A 19,997-nucleotide genomic window follows, 5' to 3' on the forward strand; every position below is an offset into this window, starting at 1 on the left:
GCTACCGTTCTTCTCTGAAAGTTATTTACCGATTAATTAGCAACGTGTATTTGCTGTTGTTCAACTAACGGATAACTAATCAGTTTTTCACTGTCTAAGTCTTCTTTATGCATATCTACAGCGACGATTTGACTATTTTCATAGGTCCGATAGTAATAAATCCCTTTGTCGATATTGCAGCAAGAAGAATAAATGGTATATTCATATTTCCCGTCTCCCACATCACATAATCCTTTTTGCTGTTCGACAGACCCTAAAATATGGAAAAATTGGCTGATACTTTCTGATTCTGAATCACCAGATACAGAATTCAGTTTCGTGAATGCAGCCTTCACAAATCGAGACATCGAGGACAAATCCCCAGGCAACCCAATTCCGCCCATTCCTCGACTATACTCATTCAATTCGATTGCATCTGAGAAGGTATTGGTTGGCGTTTTACTAGATAAAGAACGATAGTTATTTAAATTGAACAAATGATAGTCAAAAGAAGGATTGTTCGTTAGGACACCAACAGGATTATCATAGATATGAAGTCCGTCTTTCATACTTTCTACAACGATTGAAGATTCTTTATCCGCTAATAACCAGTGTAAAGGCGATAGCGGAAGATTTTCGCTAAAATTGATATTAACCAAATTGATTTTATTCAACAATTCTTTTGCTTCAGCTACTGTGCTGCATTGCCCTAATATCCAGGGAATGAATTCAAATGGTGTGACATTGTCTTTATTCTCAACCGGTTCTTTGTAATCTGCAAAACCAGCAAAATTTAACCCAGCCATACTTAAACCTTTTTCATTGGTAGCATCATAATACAGCGGATAATCCGCTATACCAGCAGCAATCCCGATCATCGCATAATGCTGTGATAACTCACCAACTTTTCGAAAAGACAGCTTATAGTTCCTAGGAGTAATCGTGACTACTTCTTCATAAGACAGCTCATAATCAAAGTTTCTACCAAAATAGTGATCTCGCGTTGAATAAGTAATTGATGTACACATATTTTTTCCTCCTAATGTTCATTTTTTCACTTATATTTTACTCCTCTTCACTTTTTTTTCAAAAGAAATGATTGTGTCTCGAACTCAGTTCTTTTATTGGTTATAATCATCTCTAGGAAAATGAACGTTAACAAGTACTCTATTCGTACTTTTCAATAAAACTTATCGTTGTTACACTAGATTTCATACCTATCGTAAAAAAGCATTAATTATCAAAAAACCTTCCAATAAAAGATGTATTCTACATACAAGGAGGCAGTGAGGTGATTTATGGATTATACAAAAGACATTCAACTGGCATTACTCTACATTGAAAATAATTTGACTGGCGATCTCTCCTCAAAAGAAATTGCAAAAAAAGCCGGCATGTCAGAATTTCATTTTCAGCGTGTATTTAAAAAACAACTGGGCATGGGAGTATATAAATATCTTCAAAAAAGACGTATGGCCCATGCTTCCCTACTACTTTTGAAGAGCGAATTGAAGATTATCGAAATTGCTCTGATCAGCGGTTTTTCCTCACAAGAGGCGTTTTCCAGAGTTTTTAAGTCCTATTATCAACTCCCTCCTCGACAATATAGAATCCAATTTAAAAATTTTTTTAGGGGGAATCAAAAAATGAGTGAGACAAAAATAAATGGCTGGTTGCTTTCTGGAAATAATTTTGACAAATATGAAGTGACAATTGATCAAATGACTTTTCATAGTGGAAATCAGTCAGTAAAAATGAGCCAAACAGAGAGCTTATACACAGAGAATTTTGCAACTGTTATGCAACAAGTGAGTGCAAAAAATTACATTAATCAACGTGTGCGATTAAGCGCATACCTAAAATCAGAATCAATTGAAGGTTGGGGAGGAATTTGGTTGAGAATTGATGGCAAGAATTTTGAACAATTAGCGTTCGATAATATGCAGAATCGTCCAGTAACAGGCACAAATGATTGGAATTATTATTCTTCTGTCTTAGATGTCTCACAGGAAGCTGAAGTTTTAAATTTTGGGTTTTTGTTGCAGGGAAAAGGCACTTTGTGGGCTGATGATTTTTGTTTAGAAATCGTTCCCAATGATATTCAAACAACCGAATTTAATAGTGAACAGTACTACCCAACGGAACCCCAAAACTTGTCGTTTTCGGAATAAGAATAGTTAATAAATGAGCTACAGTAGAATTCAAGATGCCACAAGACCTTATGGAATACTACTGTGCTTGAAGGATCCAAGCAAAAATCCTGCTCCCCTCCTTTTCTTATACGAAAAAGAAATAGATTTCTGAATCAATGCGAGGTAAAATAAAAGAAAACTTTTTACCAATCAGCTTATTCTGAATCGGAGAGGAAGCTTTCTATGGATACAATGATGAAAAGTATCATTACAGAAAAAGATTTATTACGGCAGATCCTGCTTCTCGAAGAGTTATCCAATCACAAAACGATTACGGCAAAGGCATTGGCTGCTTCGATTCAAACTACAGAGCGGACTGTCTTTACAGATATTCAGTATATTCGAGAGCAATTGCCTGACGGATGGGAAATCGAAGCGACAAGTAATGGCTTTTCTTTACTTAAAAAAGATTCCCAACTAACCAATCAATTATGGGAAAGCTTCTTGCCGCTTTCAATTGGCGCTATGTTGATCAAACAGTTATTCTTTGCAAAAGGAATCTCAACACAATCTTTCTTGCATGACAGTGGTATCTCTTTTGAAACATTGAAACGTCATGTTACAAAAATCAACCGTGGCATTAAACCATACAATATTCGAATTCAGTTGAACGCCAAGCAAGCCAAACTGTCAGGTAGTGAGATCAGCATTCGAGTTTTCTTCCATCGTCTGCTGCTGCCTTTTACCCACAATAATTATTTCTTTGAAGATTATGCTATTCATGAATCACATTATCTTATCTTTTTACAGTCACTGAAACGTCAAGAGTTGGACGTTCTTTCTGAAGAAATTTTTGGCACTTGCTGGTTCTTCATCAATACAATCCGAATCAAAGCCAATTGTCGGGTCAATGCACTCGCTTTTGATCCTTTAGATCCGCTTTTTTTACAATATCAGCAGTCGCTCCAGCAAGTTTATCAAAAAGAAGGCGTCTATTTGAATCAGGAGGAGTGTTTCTTTAGTTTCTATTGTTTTCTGGAAAGTTGGAATTACAACAATCAGTGGACAAGCAAAATTGCTGTCACACTAGATGCCTATCAGGAAATCAAACAATCCGTCCAGCGATTTGTTCAAGAACTTGGGCAAGAATTGGCGATTCCCCTACTTTCTGAAACCCAGTTAGCGGACAATTTGCTGCTTTTGGTCTTAAAATTCAATGAATCCGCAAAACTGTCTGAACAATTTCAATTAGAGTATCAAGAAATGATGCACATTCGTCAACACAACTATCAAGCAATTTTTGAACGATTACGGAAATTTATCTTAGATCCAAAATTTGCCATTGTAACCGATGAACCTAAGTATATCTTGAATATGGCTTCACTCCTCGTACAACAAGCTGTGCTTCAGGCACGACCAGTAACGACCCGAGCTTTCTTCTTCTTTCAAGGAGAACCAGCATGGAAAGTTTTCTTGCAACAGGAAATAAGTGATTATTTGGGTTCTAGGATCGAATTAGTCCCAGTCGAACCAGCTGAATTCGCAGGGATGACTACTCGAAATGACGACTTCATTATTTCGAACGTCCCTTTGGATGATCCCAAATTACCAGTCTTCTATCTTTCAATGCTGCCAACTAAAAATGAGCTCAATCAATTGACTGAGCTCATCCAAACATATTATCTGATCAACCAATGACTTAGCTTAGTTCATTGGTTGTTTTTGTATTTTGCCGATTGGCGCGCCGCTTCATTAGATGCTTTTCAACTTCAACCACCGCAAAGAGTAAGAAGCCATTTGCTGCGATACTAAGATGCTGTACAAGCGTCAATGTAGTTGTCCCAATCAGTTGCTGCGCAACTGGCAACACCAGAACCATTCCTTGCAAGATCACCAAGATTCCTAGAGAAATGAACAGTGCCCGATTTTGGAACATACTCTTGTTCAATGCTGGCTCTAAAAGCTCCCGACAATTCAACATGTATACTGCTTGTCCTAATACGATGTTCTGCAGGAGAATCGTTTGCTGGACTGCTTGCCCTTCAAATTGCATGGACAAAAAGTAAGCAGGAATCATGATCAGTAGAGAAACATAGACGATTCGGAACATGCTGTACATGGAAAGAATTCCTTCATTGACTGGACGTGGCGGCCGATCCATCACATCTTTACTCGCTTTTTCGAATCCTAGTGCATAAGACAATGTAATTGTTGTTACCATATTGACCCAGAGGATCTGAACTGGAGTCAAAGGTAATGGACGATTTAACAAGAGAGCAAAAATGACAATCAATCCTTGCGCTAATGCTGTTGGCAAAAAGAAGTTGATAGTTTTTTTCAGATTGTCAAAGATCCGTCGCCCTTCTTTGACTGCATTCGCGATTGTATGGAAGTTATCATCTGCCAAAACCATATCGGCTGCTTGCTTGCTTACTTCACTTCCTTTGATCCCCATAGCGATCCCGATATCTGCTTTTTTCAATGCGGGAGCATCATTGACACCGTCTCCGGTCATGCCTACGATCTCACCATTATTTTGTAGAGCGGTCACAATTCGTAGCTTGTGCTCTGGCGTCGTCCGAGCAAAAACATCCACGTGATTGACTTGCTGTGCCAACTCCTCATCGGTCATTTGGTCGATATCTAATCCTTCAAGAACTTTCTTCGTATGTTTCAACCCGACTTGCTCGCCGATGGCTTGCGCCGTTTCTTTGTGGTCTCCTGTGATCATTTTGACTCTGATCCCCGCTTGTAAGGACTCTCTCACTGCTTTGATTGCACTGTCTTTTGGCGGATCAATGATTCCTGCAAGACCTATGAAGACTAAATCAGTGACTTCTTCATGAGCAACTTGACTGGATGCTGGAACTGTCTTGTATGCGAACCCTAAGACCCGCTGTCCTTTCTGTGCTAGCTCAGAAGCCGCTTGCTGCCAATAGGATACTTGATCTTCTGATAGCTGACTTTTATTTAGCAAAACTTCTGGAGCGCCTTTTACATATAAGATTGATTGATCCTCTTGCAAAGGATGCAAAGTTGCCATGTACTTGTAAGTAGAGCTAAAAGGAATTTTTGCTGCAACTTGTTGCAAGGGTAATTCCTGAGTCTCCACAAACTGCAGCAGCGCCCGCTCAGTAGGATTACCTTGCAAATCTGCTGCCCGCTGAGAACTATCTTGTTTCAGATCTTGACAATTTGCCATGATATCGTACATGAGCGCTTGCTCTTTTTCGGTTACAGTGACAGTATCTACAACGGTCATTTCATTTTTTGTCAACGTTCCTGTTTTGTCCGAACAAATGACTGTCATTGCACCAAGCGTTTCCACCGACGGCATCGTCTTGATGATTGCTTGCTGATCTGCCATTTCTTTGACACCCATTGACAAAATCATGGTTAAAACAGCTGGTAATCCTTCCGGAACCATTGCTACGATTAACGCGATCACTGAGGAAAACAACACGTTTAGTTCTAGACCATACCGGAATGCGGTAAAGAAAATTAAGAAGAGAATCAGCGCGACAATACCGCGAAAAATCTGCTTGTTCAACTGATGCATTTTCTTTACCAACGGTGTCTCTTGTGATTTCACTGACTGCAAAGCTTGATTGATCTTACCGATTTCTGTCTCGTCGCCAGTTGCTACTACCACACCGATAGCTGACCCACTTTGAACAAGTGTACCAGAGAAGACCATGTTCTTTTGATCTCCAATAATACTGTTTTCTGTGATGACGTGTTCTGTTTTCTTGACTGGCTCAGATTCTCCAGTTAAGATCGACTCTTCTACGACCAATCCATGATTTTCGATCAATCGCATATCCGCTGGTACGACATCGCCCGCCTTCAATGAGACTAAATCTCCTTGAACGATCGACTCTGCGGCAACAGTTTGCTGCAGTCCTTCCACAATGACTACGGCTTCTTGGCCCATCATTTGTTTTAAGCCGTCCAAAGATTCTTCCGCTTTTCGTTCCTGCCAGTAACCCACAATGCCGTTGATGATAACAACTAGAAGAATGATGCCACTTTCTACATAATCACCTGTAACAGCCTTTAAAGCTGCAGCAACCATCAACACGATCATCAACAGATCCGTAAAATGTTTTGCGATTTTTTGCCAAGTTTTGATTTGAACTTTTTCTGCAATGCGATTTGCACCATCTGCTTCTAACCGTGCCTGACGTTCTTTATTTGAAAGTCCCTGACGATCGGACTGTAGCTGCTTCATCAATTGTTCTTTTGAAATTTGATACCACTTCATTGTCATTCCCCCTAATGTCTTTTTAGCTTTCGCTTGTCTATAAGTATAGGGGGGATTCTTAAAAATAAACGGTCGATTATTTCAGTCTAATATGAAAAAAATGCCCATTAAAAAAACGCTCTATTAGAAAGATCCATTTCCTCCACCATCACCATGATTCGCTCTTGTGATTTTTTCATGAAACATCGCGATAGCCTGTGCGGTTTCTGCCATATTTGCGAGCGTTACACTTTTTTTCATTGCTTCATCAAGGAGAAGTGGGCCTGGTTGAATACTGAAAATACCAGCAAAATACTGACCGATCTCTCCTAGATCAGGCTCCCTTTGCCCACACAATGCAACAACTGGAATAGCATGGGGCTGTGCGATTTTGGCCACACCTAATGGCACTTTTCCGGCTGCAGTTTGACGGTCAAAACGGCCTTCACCGGTGATGATCAACGTAGCATCACTGATTCTAGTCTCTAATTTCAACAGTTTCGCAATGGTCATAAATCCAGGACAGATCTGTCCCCCTAGTAAGACCATCGCACCGCCGATACCTCCAGCAGCACCCGTTCCAGCGATCCCATTTAAATCAATTTGGTATTCTTGCTGCACGAAATACGCTACTTTTTTTGCTTGCTGCTCCAATACCTGTACCGTTTGAGGTAAAGCACCTTTCTGAGGTCCGAAAGTAGTTGCAAATCCTTCAGCTCCAGTATAAGGATTAGTTACATCTGCTAAAACCAACAGTTCGATACCAGAAAGCAGTTTCTGCACTGCTGTTATCGAAAAATAATTTATGGTCAACAAAGGATTGCGCGCATCTTCCGCAGGTTGATACATTAGTTCCGCACCTAATGCTTCCAGTAAACCCAGTCCGCCATCTGTTGTTGCACTGCCACCTAACGTTACATAGATCTGTGTTACTTTTTCATTGATTGCATCTGCGATCAAAAGACCTAGCCCGTAGGAACTAGCCTGTCTGGTTGTTTGATCTGAAGGATCAAGTAATTGGATACCGATGATTGCTGCACATTCAATAATCGCTATTCGCTTTTGATTGATTGTTGTCAGTAAATACGAAACTACTCGTTCTTCTCCTAGGGGACCGACACTTGTTACGGATTTATACTGTCCTCCATAGGCAGCAAATAACGCAGCCATTGTTCCTTCTCCACCATCTGCGATGGGGATTGATTCTTTTTCCCATTTGACTGGAAACCCTTTAAGTGCTGCCTGATTTAATTCTTCCGAGGTAGCACTCCCTTTAAATGAGTCAATCATTGCTATCACTTTCATATCGAACCCTCACCTCGTTTTCTTTCATTAAACACTGAAATACGTCTTACAACAAGAAAAAAGAGTGTTGCTACTCTTTATCAACCCATGGTTAACTTTATCAATCAAAAGTTAACTTGTTCTCCATTGTGCTCCTCTCTTTCCTGTTCTACAATAAAGCTAGCCAATTCAATGGAGGTGCGTCATGGAATTACCAATTGGACAGGAAATAGCCAAGAGAAGAAAGGACAAACAAATCACTCAAACAGAGCTAGCTGATTTTATGAGTGTTTCTAAGGCCTCGGTTTCTAAATGGGAGACGGGCCAATCTTATCCAGATATTACCTTGTTGCCACTCTTGGCTGCTTTCTTTGATTGCAGCGTCGATGATCTTTTAGTGATCAATTCTCAGCTAACAACTCAAGAAATCAAGCGGATTTACCAGTTGTTGAAAGACTCGTTTGAAACTAAATCCGCTGATGACGTGTTACTTATGCTGAGAGGATTCATTCGCCGTTATTATTCCTGCTATCCATTTCTGCTGCAGATGGGACTTTTTTATCTGAATCATTGGGATCTGTTGCCTATTCCAGCTCAAGTTACTAGGACAGAACAAGTACCAAATAATGAGAAAACTGTTGAGGATCAACGAAAGTATTACTTACAAGAGGCGGTTAAATTATTTGAATTAGTCAAAACTAACGGTTCCGCTGACCTCCTGCAACAAGCTAGCTATTATGAAGCCTATTCAATGCTTATGCTTGGTCAGGCAGAGGACGTTTTAGGTGTATTAGGAAATAAGACACCCGTTTTCTTGCCAGTGGAATCTTTGATTGCAGCTGCGCACCAACAAATGGCAGATGGTTCAGCCGCAGAAACTGTTCTTCAAAGTGCCATTTATCAATATGTCACAGTTTTACTCAGTCTGTTGACTAACTACACGCTTTTGCTGACCAAAAAACCCCAAGCTATGGAAGCAACTTACCAACGAGGGCTGGCCTTTTGTGAAACATTTGACTTATCCAGACTACATCCAGTCATTATGCTCAATTTTTTGGCTGCCTGTTTGACCACTTTTGCTGTACAAGGCAATAGTGCCCGCTTGCTTTGCGCTTTGACTCGTTATGTCTCATTGCTGGAAAAAACAGAAGATCCTTATCTCCTTCATGGTGATGCGTACTTTGATCAGATCGAAAGTTGGATTGATGAGTTGGAACTTGGAAATCAGATGCCTCGTAGTTCTAATATGGTAAAAAAACAATTGACAGGGCTGATTCTTGAATCACCCCTATTGCAGCCCTTCAAAGATCAACAATCATTTACAGAATTATTCCAGCGCTTGCAAGCAGTAGCCGCCCATACTGCAGATGACACTCATGGAAAGGAGGAAACACGATGATGACCACGAGCATTCCAGAAAATATTGGTGACTATCTACCCATTCTGATCCCATTAGCACTTTTGCAATTCGGGTTGATACTTGTTGCTGTTTTAGATATCGTTAAACAGAAACACTTTAAATTCGGCAACCGCACGTTATGGATACTTGTTTCTTGTTTGATTAGTATTATCGGACCAATTTTGTATTTCACTTTTGGGAAAGGAGAAAAAGAATGAACGTCATTGAGATCAATCAATTATCTAAGTCTTTTGGCGAAAGAAAAATTCTAGATGCCATTTCTTTTGTCGTTCCCAAAGGGAGTGTTGTCGGCTTTGTCGGGGAAAATGGTGCTGGTAAAACAACAACGATGAAGCTGATTTTAGGCTTGCTAAAGTCAGATAGTGGGCAGATCACGGTCTGCGATGAGCCGGTTGTCTATGGAAATGCTCAAACAAACCGTAAGATAGGCTACTTACCGGATGTTCCCCAATTCTATTCTTTCATGACCGCAACAGAATACCTGCATTTTTGCGGAAAAATAAGCGGTCTTGGCAAACAGCTGACTAGCCGAATCGATGAGATTCTTCAGCTGGTCAACCTTGAAAAAAATACCAAAAAAATCAGCAGCTACTCACGGGGGATGAGGCAACGGCTGGGTCTTGCACAAGCTTTATTGTCAAAACCAGAAATATTGATTTGTGATGAGCCGACTTCTGCGCTGGACCCGCTGGGACGCAAAGCCTTTCTAGATCTTTTACTTGCCATCAAACAAGAAACGACAGTTCTTTTTTCTTCACATATTTTATCGGATGTTGAACAAATTTCGGATTACGTGGCGATTTTACATCAGGGAAAGATCAAACTCTTTGGTGAAATGGAAGAATTAAAGACACAATTTCGCCAAGAAGATTATCTTCTTCAATTTGCCAGCTCACAAGAAACAGAGCATTTCTGTCAGCTCGCGAAAGGTGCGGCGATTAATTGGACGAGGGAAAAACATCAACTGATTATTCCAGAAAATCAAACTTTTCAACAAGGCCAAAAAGTGCTGCAACTCATGGCTGAAAATGAATTGGTCCCCTTACTCTTCCAAAAAAATGAATCCTCGCTAGAAAAAATCTATTTGGAGGTAGTTAAATGACGCAGCTAACAGTTTTTTTAAGAAAAGAAGTATTAGGCGGCTGGCGGAATAAAAAGATCATCATTTGTGGAGTGATTTTTCTGATGGTGGGCATGCTCTCGCCTTTTCTGGCAAAAATAATGCCGGATATCTTTTCTTCCATGGTGACAGATGGGATCCAAATCACTGTTTCCACGCCGACATCTGTCGATTCGTGGATGCAATTTTATGGCAATATCGGTTCATTGGGTCTCTTGGTTTTTGTGATACTCTTTGCGGATACGATTTGTGCGGAAATTGAGCAAGGAACTCTGATCAATCTAATCACAAAGGGATTGCCAAGACAAACGATTCTTTTAGCAAAAACACTTTATCTTTATTTCCTTTGGACACTTTTCTATGCTGCCGCTTTTCTCATTTGTCTTCTTTATACAAGAATTTATTTCAATGACTCTTTGACCCATCATCTTATCAGTGCGGGTTTTAGTTATTGGTTATTTGGGCTATTGTCAATCAGCTTACTGCTGTTAAGCTCCGCATTTGCTAAAAATGTTTACCAAGTCTTACTCTTTTTAGCTGCTTTTTATGGTATTGGCGTATTGGGTAGTCTCTTTGAATCTCTCCAAAAGATCAATCCTTATTCATTGTCCAGCCAGACAATTGCTTATATTCAAGGAAATTCAGAGCTGATGGACTTCTTACCAGCTGTTCTGATAGCTGTAGTCGGATCGTTTCTGTCATTAATCATTAGTCGTTCGATTTTTCAAAAAAGAAAGCTATAGACTAATTTGATTATTTCTGGGAAGTAGTAAATAACAGCCTCTCTGACAATTGATGTCAGAGAGGCTGTTATTTTGAATAAGTGATATTTTTTAGTCCCGACAGTAATCTCAATCTCTCTTCGCGAACGCGATTATCAACAAAGGGAATGGAAGAGAGGTTCCCTCATCCAGCCGTTCTTTTTTCTTTGACAGGAGCGGATGCAAGTGTGGACTCCTTTGCTTCCTTTCTTTTGACAAATTGACGCTGCCCTTTGAGCAAGATACTCATAAAGAAAGCAATGAGATAGATCGAGCAAGCAGAAATGATCGCTTCTCTCAGTCCAAAGACCAGAAAGTTCAAAACAATGATCGTTGTATTGGTCAAGAAGATCCCGACTGCTTTTTTTATGCCGAAATATTTTTCAAAAATCAACGGTGGGATCGTGACTCCCCCATTGGATGCACCGATACAGTAAAGGGAAAATATCCCTAAGCTAAAGAAGAAGCTTCCTAGAATCAAAGAGGCTGGGTAAAATTCCCAAACCATCCATTCAGGAATCCATGCTAACATGACAGGAAACAACAGGCTTCCGAAGACGGTATTGATAAAGACTTTCCGCTCTAAAAAAAGAAACGCTAGTCCTAACATAATCAAGTTGATTCCCCAGACAATCAGATGGCGATCAATGGCTAATCCTGTTTCTATAAGATACCCGATTGAGCCCACCCCGGCCGAGGCAATGCTGTGAGGTAAAAGAAAGAAGTTCAATGCAATACAGATCCATAACACCCCTAATGAAATCAAGCCTATTCGTTTGATAGTCATCCACCTGTTTCCTTTCTGTATTTCAATCTATCGATCTTCTTGATATTGCTGCCATTTTAACAAAAAAAGCAGCAGAAAGAAGAGTCAAATTTTTCATGTCGCTATGAAAAATTTGACTCTTCTGGTAATCGCTAAAACGACAACCTTTATTTAATTCAACGGATTTTTTTATAACAAATGATTCGAAATAAACAAAGTTCTCTTAGCCAAGAAGGTTGGCTGCTCACTGATTTGCGCAAGTAGATCTGCTACTTGTAATTCGACTTCTCTTATCTGATTGTCCTTGCTCATTTGCAGATCAGATTCAGGTGAACACTCATGCAAAAAAAGCAGGAAGATGCAAAATCGTATAGTCACACATCGCTTCTTCAATCATCCGAATAGATAATGTCATTTGACTGCTTCGAGCTTTCTTGTGCGTCGTTTTTGTTTCCGGGATTTGATCTGACAGGAAGCTTTCCTCTGGTTTCACCAGGCAAACGATTCGGGTTAAGTCAAGTAGTTTCATCGCTTCTATGATTCGCCAGGTGACTTGTGGCTCAGGCATCTCACAAAGGCAAACGATTTCACAACCAACCATTCCTCGCAAGATCCTGCCTAGATCTAGTAAATCACCTTGAAACATGCTTTCTCGTTGAGGATCAAGCAATGTCGTCTGATTCTTTTTTGGCACGTACAAAACAAGCGTCTCGTCTCTCGCTAATAATTGTTTTCTGATAACAGAAGAAGATCTTGGGTACCTAAAATCATTACTTTTGTCAAACGATTCCTTTCCTATTTTGGCTGTATCCTAAAAGGGATTGCGTGTAATTGCAAAATTAATTCGTAAACGTTTCTTTGCGTAACCGAGCTTCAGCAGGAATGATGTGGTCATCATAATGTTCCAATTTGTATTCCAATCGTTCTACCGCTTCTGTCATGGTTGCAATTCGTTCATGCAACGCTGCGATTTGCTCTGCTAGCAATTGTTTTCTTTGAGGAACTGTCTGACTCCCTTCACGAAATAACGCCAAATAGGTTGACAAAGCCTCAATCGAAAGTCCTGCTTTTCTCATCTTACTGGTAAACTCGATCCACTTGAGATCTTCTTCATCAAAGACTCGAACACCATGAGCATTGCGTTTGACTGGTGGTAGAAGGGCAATCTTTTCATAGTAGCGGATCGTATCTGCAGAAAGACCGCTAAGTTCACTTATTTTTTTGATATTCACATAGATTCCTCCTGCTATTCCTACGATATTTCTCTAGTAAAATCAATTGGCGCCTACAACCGCATGCGGAAGATAAGGTTCTTCTAAGTAAGCAACTTCTTCTGTGGATAGCTTCAACTCAATGGCTGGCAAAGCATCCAGTAAATGACTTTCTTTTGTCGCCCCAATGATTGGTGCCACGACTGATTCTTTTTGCAATAGCCATGCCAAGGCCACTTGTGCTCGTTTGACTTGACGTGTCTCAGCAATCTCTGCCACACGGCGAACGATCAATTGATCTTGTTCTTTAGTCTGATCATATTTTGATTGTGCTGTTTTATCTGTCGCAAAACGTTTCGTTTGTGCATCCCAATCACGAGTCAAACGACCGGCAGCTAATGGACTGTAGGGTGTGACCGCAATTTTTTGATCATCACAAAGGGGGAGCATTTCCCGCTCTTCTTCTCGATACAATAAATTCAAATGATTTTGCATGGAAACAAATTTGGTCCAGCCATGTTTATCCGCAACCGCCTGTGCTTTGGCAAATTGCCAAGCGTACATTGCTGAGGCACCGATATAGCGAACTTTCCCTGTTTTCACTAAATCGTGAAGTGCTTCCATCGTTTCTTCGATCGGTGTTGTATAATCCCAGCGATGAATAATGTAGAGGTCTACATAGTCCATTTGTAATCGTTCTAAACTTTGTTCAATTTCAAAAAAGATCGCTTTGCGTGAAAGCCCACCGCTATTGGGGGCTTTTTTCATTTTAGAATAGAGCTTGGTTGCGACGACGATTTCATCTCGTGGGGCAAAATCATTCAGCGCTTTTCCCAATATTTCTTCGCTGGCACCATAGGAATAGATATTCGCTGTGTCAAAAAAATTGATTCCTAGATCAAGGGCTTTTTTGATGACTTCTCGACTTTCCGTTTCTTCCAATACCCATTCATGAAAGCCGCTTTTCGGATCACCAAAGCCCATTGCCCCTAAACAAAGGGGGGAGACTTCTAATCCAGTATGTCCAAATTTTACATAATCCATTGTCGTTCCTCCTTAAGATTGATACTTCTAGCATACGCCTTCGAGTGAACTCCAAGTCAACCCCTTTTTAATAATTAAAAAAATTCAGATTGATCGTCAGCTCACGATAATTCGTATCTTGATAATTTTCCCGCCAATTCTTGGCCCGCTTCTCAAAATAGTGTTCGGTTTCCTTCTGATAAAAAATTCTCGCTAAAGAAATTGCTTGGTCAAAGCATCCATTGCCCTGTTCTGGTTGTTTTTCCAGATAAAAAAGAATTCCTTGGTTAAAAATATAGGTGATTCTGGGGCGCAATAAAATTGTGCGTTCGTCCAGACTCTGCCGATACAGTTTCTGGATCTTTCTGGCTGCTGGAAGATTGCGGTGAAACACATATTTAGAAAAAAAGTTCTCCAACAGATCATAATAAAGGGCATTGGTTTGCGGAACACTTTGGTACAGCTTGGCTTTTTTCAAAATGCTTTTCAGTAATAGATCCATCTGTTCTGTGTCCAATGCAAAGGTAAAAATACTGATCAAACGCAACTCCATCTCACCCCAATTATTGACTTGCTGGAGATAGCTGAGTACTTTTTGAGAATGAATGAATGGACGATTATTTCCTGCATTGAGTACATCTTCAATGAAACAGCCTAAAAACTGCGGCCAATCATACGGACTCTGACTTTCAGCAAAAAAACGTTGTGCCAACGAACGAGCCGCCTCTTCTTGATTCGTATTAAGATACTCCTGCATCTGCTCGATAGACTTTTCAAAACGGTCTTTAAAAGTCTGTTTCCCAACAAATTGAAATTCCTCGATCGTCACATTGATATTTTGCAAGCATGTAAAAAACTGATCGACCGTCAACATTGATTTTCCATTTTCAAAACGTGAAAGTTGTGCACTTGATATCCCTTGCTGACATGCTTCCTTCAAAGTAATCCCTTTTTCTAAACGCAGTTTCTTAAATGTCGCTCCATAGTCCATTCACAGCACCTCTTTACATATATGTAATTATTCCTTCGCTTTTACTTTACCCTTTTACAATAAAGGTATCAAGAAAGGTAATAAGAAAGGAGCAAAAAATAATGAAAAAGGTGTTATTGGTACATTGGAAAAATCAGGGGGTCGTCCTGCTTTTAATGGCAGGAGTCGCACTTTCACAAACGATAGCCAGCTTGCAAAATGTGCAGGTTCTAAACAGTCTCATCCAATTCGATCAAAAAGGATTTATCCAAGGTGTTGTAGGGATGGTCTTAGCCTATAGTTGTTTTCTGATGTTTATTTATCTGCAAATCCGTTATACAGCCTATACATCTCAGAAGATGTCCCTTTATTTGCGAGATCAATTATTGACTCGGCTACGATACAGTGATTATCAGACATTCCACAAAGTTACCGTAGGCAACTATGCATCAAAATTGAGTAACGATATAACCATGATCGAAACAGATGGCTTCGCCAATATCTATCAGGTCATGCAAGGTGTATTGTCTTCACTATTTGCCGTTATCGCATTAGCCCAATTTCATTGGTCATTGATCGTGCTCACCTTAGGTCAGTCCTGTTTGTTGCTTTTGTTGCCGAAAATCTTCCAAAAAAAGATGAAACAATCTGCTGTCGCTACTGCTCAGGCAAATGAAGCTTTTTTGAGTAAAACCAACGAACTGTTAGCTGGATTTGATACTTTCCTAAATTTCCAGCGTCTTGATTTTCTTAAAAATAAACTCTTGGGTTCCGCACAAAGAATCCAGTCCGCAAAGCTAAAACAAGCACAAGTGATGGCTGCTGTCTCTGTAACTGGCGGAATTGGCAATGTGACTGGTCAATTGAGTGTCTTAGGTTTTACTGGCTACTTGGCATTTCTGCAAATCGTTCCCATCGGAGCGATTACAGCAACAGGAAATCTTGCTTCGACAATCTTTAATACATTAGGAAATATCAGTTCCTATCTGTCAAAAATACAAGGCACATTCCCTTTATTCGATGCATTTGCTTATGAGAAGCCAGCGCATGAGATTTCGCTACCCAGCAAAAAAACAAACGATGCAAAAGATCTTGTGTTGGCACAAGCTTCTTATTGTTATCAAACGACCGATGGAAAGCCGCAACGAATGTTGTTCAATCTCTCAACCACTTTTAAAGCTGGACAAAAGTATGCCATCGTGGGGGAAAGCGGCTCAGGTAAGTCAACATTATTCAGTTTGTTGACTGGACGGCGCAAAGACTATAGCGGATCGATCCGCTTGGGAGAAACGGAAATAAAAGAATTCCCTTTAGAAGAATTGCAAGACAATGTGACAGTTATTGATCAACGTCCCTTTGTCTATCAAGCATCGATTCGCGAGAATCTGACATTAGGACAATTTTTTTCCGATGAAGAAATCGAGCAAGCGCTAAAAAAAGCGGAACTCTTTGCAGTTATTGAACAACTACCTGAGCAGTTAGACACAGTTCTTACCGAAACAGGCGGTAATCTTTCAGGGGGACAATTGCAGCGTCTTGCACTAGCTAGAGGCTTCCTATGGAAAAAACCTATTTTGTTAGTTGATGAAGGAACCTCTAATCTTGATCAAGAAAATGCTAAAAAGATCGAGAAATTACTGTTGCAACAACCGCAAACCGTCCTGTTTATTACCCACCACCTTCGAGACGAAATCGTCCAAAAGTTAGACGGTGTTCTCTCACTTACCCCCTCCTAGCAAATTGATCGCGATGACTCTTTTATCAATAGGTCGTATTTGCTAAACTGAAAGTAGCTGATTCAACAAAAATCAATGCTTTGATTCTTAATAAAGCATTGACTTTTGTTGTGATGACTTTTTGTCTGCTAAACAAGAAATGAGCCAATGGAGGTTTTTGATGGTCAACCCACAGCTAATGCATTATTTAGAAACAACAATCATCCCACAATACAAGCAATTAGACACCAGTCACTCCCCTGAGCACGTCTATCAAGTGCTCGAAAACAGTATAGAAATCGCTGCCCCATTATCGGTTGACTTAGACATTGTCTCTACTGTTGCTGTCTTTCATGATCTTGGTCTATTAAAAGGACGAAAAAATCATGAACGCGCTTCAAGATCTATGGTAGAATCAGATGCTTTTTTGGCGGATTACTTTACCAAAGAACAGCGTAAAATAATCGGAGAAGCCGTCGAAGATCATCGTGCTTCCCTCTCCTATGAGCCACGATCCATCTATGGCAAAATCATTTCAGAAGCTGATCGTGATCTTGATTTTTATCGGATTCTCGAACGCACGATTTACTTTGCCATCGAAAGAAAGAGCCTTTCTGATCCTGATAATCTTTGCCAAGAGGCATTTGAATACATTCAGCAAAAATACGGTCCCCACCATCACTTGACCTTTTGGCTCGGCTATTCAAAAAATATCGCAGGCTTAGCAAAGATCCATGAAATGCTCACAGATCCGATCAAATTTAACAGCGCTTTTTCTGATTGCTATGAACAACGAATGAAAAAAGCCGACTTCTTGAGCTAAGACGTCAAGATCCGGCTTTGTTTCATTTTTCTAGTCGTTCGATCATTTCTTTCATCTTTTCAATTTCTTCTTTTTGAGTTTGGATAATATCATCCGCTAGTTCTTTGACCTCAGGATCTTTGATGGCAGCATTGGTACTGGTTAAAATGGCAATCGAATGATGAGGAATCATTGCTTTCATCCATTTCACATCATCAACAGCCGTTTGGGAGCGCACCATGAAAAGTGAACCACAGAATACGAGTACACTGACAGCTAAAATCGCTAGATTCCATTTCTTATTTTCGTACATTTTCCACATAAATAAGAGCATGATCATCGCCATCACGGCCCCCATCATCAACGCCATAAATAATCGAGTCTGACTATAAAAGATATGATCCCATTGAAAAACATTCAAGTACATCATCCCAAACATCACGACCGTCGATACTAAAATCATCACACCAAAACGCACATACTGTTTCATTTCTATCTCCTCTTTCCATAAAAATATCCACTATTAGTCTATCAGGATTGATTGTTCCTACTCAAACGAAACGCTTAATTGTGATTAGGAGACGAAGCATTGTTCACTCTTGCAAGTTTTTTCCTGATTCCTCTATGGATTGCCAGGTATCAGGATTTTTGTTCTATCGCTTTTCCTAGGCTTTTTTTCAGCTTTTCTGTCAGATCTTTGCAGGAAGGAAGAATCCATGCCAAAGCAATAAATTTTGCAGCTGAATAAGAATGTGGTAACTTGATTTTATCACCTGATAAAATTTCTAGGAGGAAGTTGTATGTTTTTAGCAATAAATGAAATCCGCCATTCTAAATTGCGGTATGCACTGGTTACCGGTGTCATGTTTTTGATCGCTTACTTAGTTTTTTTCTTGACGGGGCTAGCCTATGGTCTTGCCCAAGAAAACCGAACTGCTGTCGATAAATGGTCGGCATCAGAGATTTTATTAGCCGAGGAAGCGAATAACAATTTGAATATGTCCATGATCCCTCGTAATCTCTATGATGAAGTCAAAGCAGATGAGAAAGCTGTATTGGCTCAAACTGCGGGTGTGATCACCAAGGATTCCGGTGGTGAAAAAGTTGATGTCAGCTTTTTTGGGATCGAACCAGATCAATTCTTGGCTCCTAAACTCACGGAAGGCGAACTTTTCGCGAACGACGATGAGGCAGTTGCTGACAGCAGTTTGAAAGAGGAATACGACATTAAGATCGGCGATACCGTCAAATTAGCCGGCAATGAAAAGAAACTGAAGATCGTCGGCTTTACAGAAAATGCTCGCTTCAATGTCGCACCTGTTCTCTACACGACGATTGGTGCCTATCAAGAAATTCGCTTTGAAACAAAAGATACCAGCGATAAAGCCCGCATCAATGCCATCGTTACGCGAGGAACAGTTGAAGAAGTACCGGATGAATTAACAGCAACCAAAATTAGTGATTTCATCAATGAATTGCCTGGTTATAGTGCTCAAGTGCTAACCTTTGGGTTTATGATCGGCTTCTTGATCGTCATTGCTGCCATCGTTATCGGGATCTTTATTTATGTCTTGACTATGCAGAAATCTGATATTTTTGGTGTCATGAAGGCACAAGGAATTTCTAGTCGTTACATCGCATTTTCTGTCATCGCACAAACTTTCCTTTTAGCAACGGTGGGCGTATTGGTAGGATTAGCGGCGACGATCGGAACGGCGTTGGTCTTGCCGCAAGCTGTGCCCTTTCAAGTAAACAGCCTCTTTTTTGCAGGTATTAGTGTATTGATGATTTTGATTGCGATTGTCGGTGCTTTCTTCTCAGTAAGAACGATTGTTAAGATTGACCCATTGAAAGCTATTGGATAGGAGGATAAAAATGAGTGCCATTGAATTTAAAGATGTGAAGAAAACCTTCAAAGATGGAGATACGATGATTGAGGCTTTGAAAGAGACAAACTTTTCCGTTGAAAAAGGAGAATTTGTCGCCATCATTGGACCCTCTGGTTCAGGTAAAAGTACTTTTTTAACTATTGCGGGAGGATTACAAGCACCTACAGCTGGTGAAGTTTTGATCAACGATCAGCCTTTTAGTGAACAGAAAGAAAAAAATCGGGCCAAATTACGATTCAAAGAGATCGGTTTTATTCTTCAAGCTTCCAATCTTGTCCCATTCTTGACCGTTAAAAAGCAACTGAAACTAGTCGACAAAGTCAGCAAAGAGAATAAAACCCAATCTGCCCAAGATTTATTTACCCAATTAGGAATCGATAAATTGCAAAACAAATACCCTGAAGATCTCTCCGGTGGGGAACGTCAACGGGTGGCGATCGCTAGAGCTTTGTATCATGACCCAACAATTATTTTGGCGGATGAACCAACAGCCAGTCTGGATTCCGAAAAAGCCTATGAAGTAGTCAAAATTCTTGCGCAAGAAACAAAGGAAAAAAATAAAGCGACGATTATGGTGACCCATGATACCCGACTAACTGATTATTGTGATCGGGTGCTTGTAATGGAAGACGGTGTCTTAAAGGAAAAAGAACACACAAAAACACAACACGATTAATCTGAA

The 19,997-nt window shown here is 40.2% G+C and carries 19 protein-coding genes; 10 read left to right on the plus strand and 9 right to left on the minus strand.

Annotated elements, in window-relative coordinates; genetic code table 11:
- Positions 1–32 precede the first annotated feature (32 nt).
- Positions 33–1,007, minus strand: coding sequence for a choloylglycine hydrolase (bsh, locus tag FE005_RS14640; protein WP_138372069.1), 975 nt, complete (start codon positions 1,005–1,007; stop codon positions 33–35).
- A 270-nt stretch (positions 1,008–1,277) separates the two neighbouring features.
- Here bsh and FE005_RS14645 point away from each other — a divergent pair, with 270 nt between their 5' ends.
- Entirely contained in the window at positions 1,278–2,150 is an 873-nt protein-coding gene (locus FE005_RS14645; protein WP_138372070.1) for a helix-turn-helix domain-containing protein, read from the plus strand.
- 204 nt (positions 2,151–2,354) lie between these two features.
- A complete protein-coding gene (locus FE005_RS14650) occupies positions 2,355–3,809 on the plus strand; it encodes a helix-turn-helix domain-containing protein (protein ID WP_103299652.1) in 1,455 nt (484 codons plus the stop codon).
- Between the two features lies 1 nt (position 3,810).
- On the opposite strand, the gene FE005_RS14655 is transcribed toward FE005_RS14650, so the two are convergent.
- Positions 3,811–6,375, minus strand: coding sequence for an HAD-IC family P-type ATPase (locus FE005_RS14655; protein WP_081131640.1), 2,565 nt, complete (start codon positions 6,373–6,375; stop codon positions 3,811–3,813).
- A 123-nt stretch (positions 6,376–6,498) separates the two neighbouring features.
- The gene (locus FE005_RS14660) at positions 6,499–7,659 is read right to left on the minus strand and encodes a glycerate kinase (protein WP_138372071.1); all 1,161 of its coding nucleotides are present in this window, start codon (positions 7,657–7,659) and stop codon (positions 6,499–6,501) included.
- 184 nt (positions 7,660–7,843) lie between these two features.
- Between FE005_RS14660 and FE005_RS14665 the strand changes: the two genes are divergently transcribed.
- Genes FE005_RS14665 through FE005_RS14680 form a run of 4 tightly spaced genes read left to right on the plus strand, consistent with a single transcriptional unit; the run spans position 7,844 to position 10,921 of the window.
- Complete coding sequence (locus FE005_RS14665) at positions 7,844–9,037, plus strand: helix-turn-helix domain-containing protein (RefSeq protein ID WP_138372072.1); 1,194 nt, start codon at positions 7,844–7,846, stop codon at positions 9,035–9,037.
- On the plus strand, positions 9,034–9,255 hold the full coding sequence (locus FE005_RS14670; protein WP_003126159.1) for a PLD nuclease N-terminal domain-containing protein: 222 nt from the start codon (positions 9,034–9,036) through the stop codon (positions 9,253–9,255). Before FE005_RS14665 ends, FE005_RS14670 begins: the two co-directional genes overlap by 4 nt.
- Positions 9,252–10,160, plus strand: coding sequence for an ABC transporter ATP-binding protein (locus tag FE005_RS14675; protein ID WP_081131643.1), 909 nt, complete (start codon positions 9,252–9,254; stop codon positions 10,158–10,160). Before FE005_RS14670 ends, FE005_RS14675 begins: the two co-directional genes overlap by 4 nt.
- Positions 10,157–10,921 (plus strand): ABC transporter permease subunit, encoded by a 765-nt coding sequence (locus FE005_RS14680; protein WP_003126156.1) that lies wholly within the window; start codon positions 10,157–10,159, stop codon positions 10,919–10,921. Before FE005_RS14675 ends, FE005_RS14680 begins: the two co-directional genes overlap by 4 nt.
- A gap of 163 nt (positions 10,922–11,084) precedes the next feature.
- On the opposite strand, the gene FE005_RS14685 is transcribed toward FE005_RS14680, so the two are convergent.
- The 5 genes from FE005_RS14685 to FE005_RS14705 all read right to left on the minus strand — a co-directional run bounded on the left by FE005_RS14685 (position 11,085) and on the right by FE005_RS14705 (position 14,930).
- The gene (locus FE005_RS14685) at positions 11,085–11,726 is read right to left on the minus strand and encodes a YitT family protein (RefSeq protein ID WP_138372073.1); all 642 of its coding nucleotides are present in this window, start codon (positions 11,724–11,726) and stop codon (positions 11,085–11,087) included.
- 316 nt (positions 11,727–12,042) lie between these two features.
- On the minus strand, positions 12,043–12,399 hold the full coding sequence (locus FE005_RS14690) for a hypothetical protein (protein WP_138372074.1): 357 nt from the start codon (positions 12,397–12,399) through the stop codon (positions 12,043–12,045).
- Between the two features lie 145 nt (positions 12,400–12,544).
- On the minus strand, positions 12,545–12,937 hold the full coding sequence (locus FE005_RS14695; protein WP_003126151.1) for a MerR family transcriptional regulator: 393 nt from the start codon (positions 12,935–12,937) through the stop codon (positions 12,545–12,547).
- Between the two features lie 42 nt (positions 12,938–12,979).
- Entirely contained in the window at positions 12,980–13,960 is a 981-nt protein-coding gene (locus tag FE005_RS14700; protein ID WP_021149965.1) for an aldo/keto reductase, read from the minus strand.
- A 67-nt stretch (positions 13,961–14,027) separates the two neighbouring features.
- Entirely contained in the window at positions 14,028–14,930 is a 903-nt protein-coding gene (locus FE005_RS14705) for an Rgg/GadR/MutR family transcriptional regulator (RefSeq protein WP_103299642.1), read from the minus strand.
- A gap of 101 nt (positions 14,931–15,031) precedes the next feature.
- Here FE005_RS14705 and FE005_RS14710 point away from each other — a divergent pair, with 101 nt between their 5' ends.
- Both FE005_RS14710 and FE005_RS14715 read left to right on the plus strand, forming a co-directional pair.
- Positions 15,032–16,645: an ABC transporter ATP-binding protein gene (locus FE005_RS14710; protein WP_138372075.1), complete on the plus strand. Its 1,614-nt coding sequence runs from the start codon at positions 15,032–15,034 to the stop codon at positions 16,643–16,645.
- A 160-nt stretch (positions 16,646–16,805) separates the two neighbouring features.
- Entirely contained in the window at positions 16,806–17,447 is a 642-nt protein-coding gene (locus FE005_RS14715) for an HD domain-containing protein (protein ID WP_138372076.1), read from the plus strand.
- Between the two features lie 22 nt (positions 17,448–17,469).
- Here FE005_RS14715 and FE005_RS14720 read toward each other — a convergent pair whose 3' ends face one another.
- Positions 17,470–17,916, minus strand: coding sequence for a DUF305 domain-containing protein (locus FE005_RS14720; RefSeq protein ID WP_003126146.1), 447 nt, complete (start codon positions 17,914–17,916; stop codon positions 17,470–17,472).
- 310 nt (positions 17,917–18,226) lie between these two features.
- On the opposite strand from FE005_RS14720, the gene FE005_RS14725 reads away from it, so the two are divergent.
- Positions 18,227–19,291, plus strand: coding sequence for an ABC transporter permease (locus FE005_RS14725; protein ID WP_103299638.1), 1,065 nt, complete (start codon positions 18,227–18,229; stop codon positions 19,289–19,291).
- Between the two features lie 10 nt (positions 19,292–19,301).
- Complete coding sequence (locus FE005_RS14730; RefSeq protein WP_138372077.1) at positions 19,302–19,991, plus strand: ABC transporter ATP-binding protein; 690 nt, start codon at positions 19,302–19,304, stop codon at positions 19,989–19,991.
- The last annotated feature ends 6 nt before the right edge of the window (positions 19,992–19,997 follow it).

Source organism: Enterococcus sp. M190262 (assembly GCF_005843965.1).
Lineage (GTDB): Bacteria > Bacillota > Bacilli > Lactobacillales > Enterococcaceae > Enterococcus_D > Enterococcus_D gallinarum.

What these genes read in the sequence shown, in the direction of transcription:
- bsh (WP_138372069.1), bottom strand. Translation starts at nt 1,007, where the DNA reads ATGTGTACATCAATTACTTATTCAACGCGAGATCACTATTTTGGTAGA.
- FE005_RS14645 (WP_138372070.1), top strand. Translation starts at nt 1,278, where the DNA reads ATGGATTATACAAAAGACATTCAACTGGCATTACTCTACATTGAAAAT.
- FE005_RS14650 (WP_103299652.1), top strand. Translation starts at nt 2,355, where the DNA reads ATGGATACAATGATGAAAAGTATCATTACAGAAAAAGATTTATTACGG.
- FE005_RS14655 (WP_081131640.1), bottom strand. Translation starts at nt 6,375, where the DNA reads ATGAAGTGGTATCAAATTTCAAAAGAACAATTGATGAAGCAGCTACAG.
- FE005_RS14660 (WP_138372071.1), bottom strand. Translation starts at nt 7,659, where the DNA reads ATGAAAGTGATAGCAATGATTGACTCATTTAAAGGGAGTGCTACCTCG.
- FE005_RS14665 (WP_138372072.1), top strand. Translation starts at nt 7,844, where the DNA reads ATGGAATTACCAATTGGACAGGAAATAGCCAAGAGAAGAAAGGACAAA.
- FE005_RS14670 (WP_003126159.1), top strand. Translation starts at nt 9,034, where the DNA reads ATGATGACCACGAGCATTCCAGAAAATATTGGTGACTATCTACCCATT.
- FE005_RS14675 (WP_081131643.1), top strand. Translation starts at nt 9,252, where the DNA reads ATGAACGTCATTGAGATCAATCAATTATCTAAGTCTTTTGGCGAAAGA.
- FE005_RS14680 (WP_003126156.1), top strand. Translation starts at nt 10,157, where the DNA reads ATGACGCAGCTAACAGTTTTTTTAAGAAAAGAAGTATTAGGCGGCTGG.
- FE005_RS14685 (WP_138372073.1), bottom strand. Translation starts at nt 11,726, where the DNA reads ATGACTATCAAACGAATAGGCTTGATTTCATTAGGGGTGTTATGGATC.
- FE005_RS14700 (WP_021149965.1), bottom strand. Translation starts at nt 13,960, where the DNA reads ATGGATTATGTAAAATTTGGACATACTGGATTAGAAGTCTCCCCCCTT.
- FE005_RS14705 (WP_103299642.1), bottom strand. Translation starts at nt 14,930, where the DNA reads ATGGACTATGGAGCGACATTTAAGAAACTGCGTTTAGAAAAAGGGATT.
- FE005_RS14710 (WP_138372075.1), top strand. Translation starts at nt 15,032, where the DNA reads ATGAAAAAGGTGTTATTGGTACATTGGAAAAATCAGGGGGTCGTCCTG.
- FE005_RS14715 (WP_138372076.1), top strand. Translation starts at nt 16,806, where the DNA reads ATGGTCAACCCACAGCTAATGCATTATTTAGAAACAACAATCATCCCA.
- FE005_RS14720 (WP_003126146.1), bottom strand. Translation starts at nt 17,916, where the DNA reads ATGAAACAGTATGTGCGTTTTGGTGTGATGATTTTAGTATCGACGGTC.
- FE005_RS14725 (WP_103299638.1), top strand. Translation starts at nt 18,227, where the DNA reads ATGTTTTTAGCAATAAATGAAATCCGCCATTCTAAATTGCGGTATGCA.
- FE005_RS14730 (WP_138372077.1), top strand. Translation starts at nt 19,302, where the DNA reads ATGAGTGCCATTGAATTTAAAGATGTGAAGAAAACCTTCAAAGATGGA.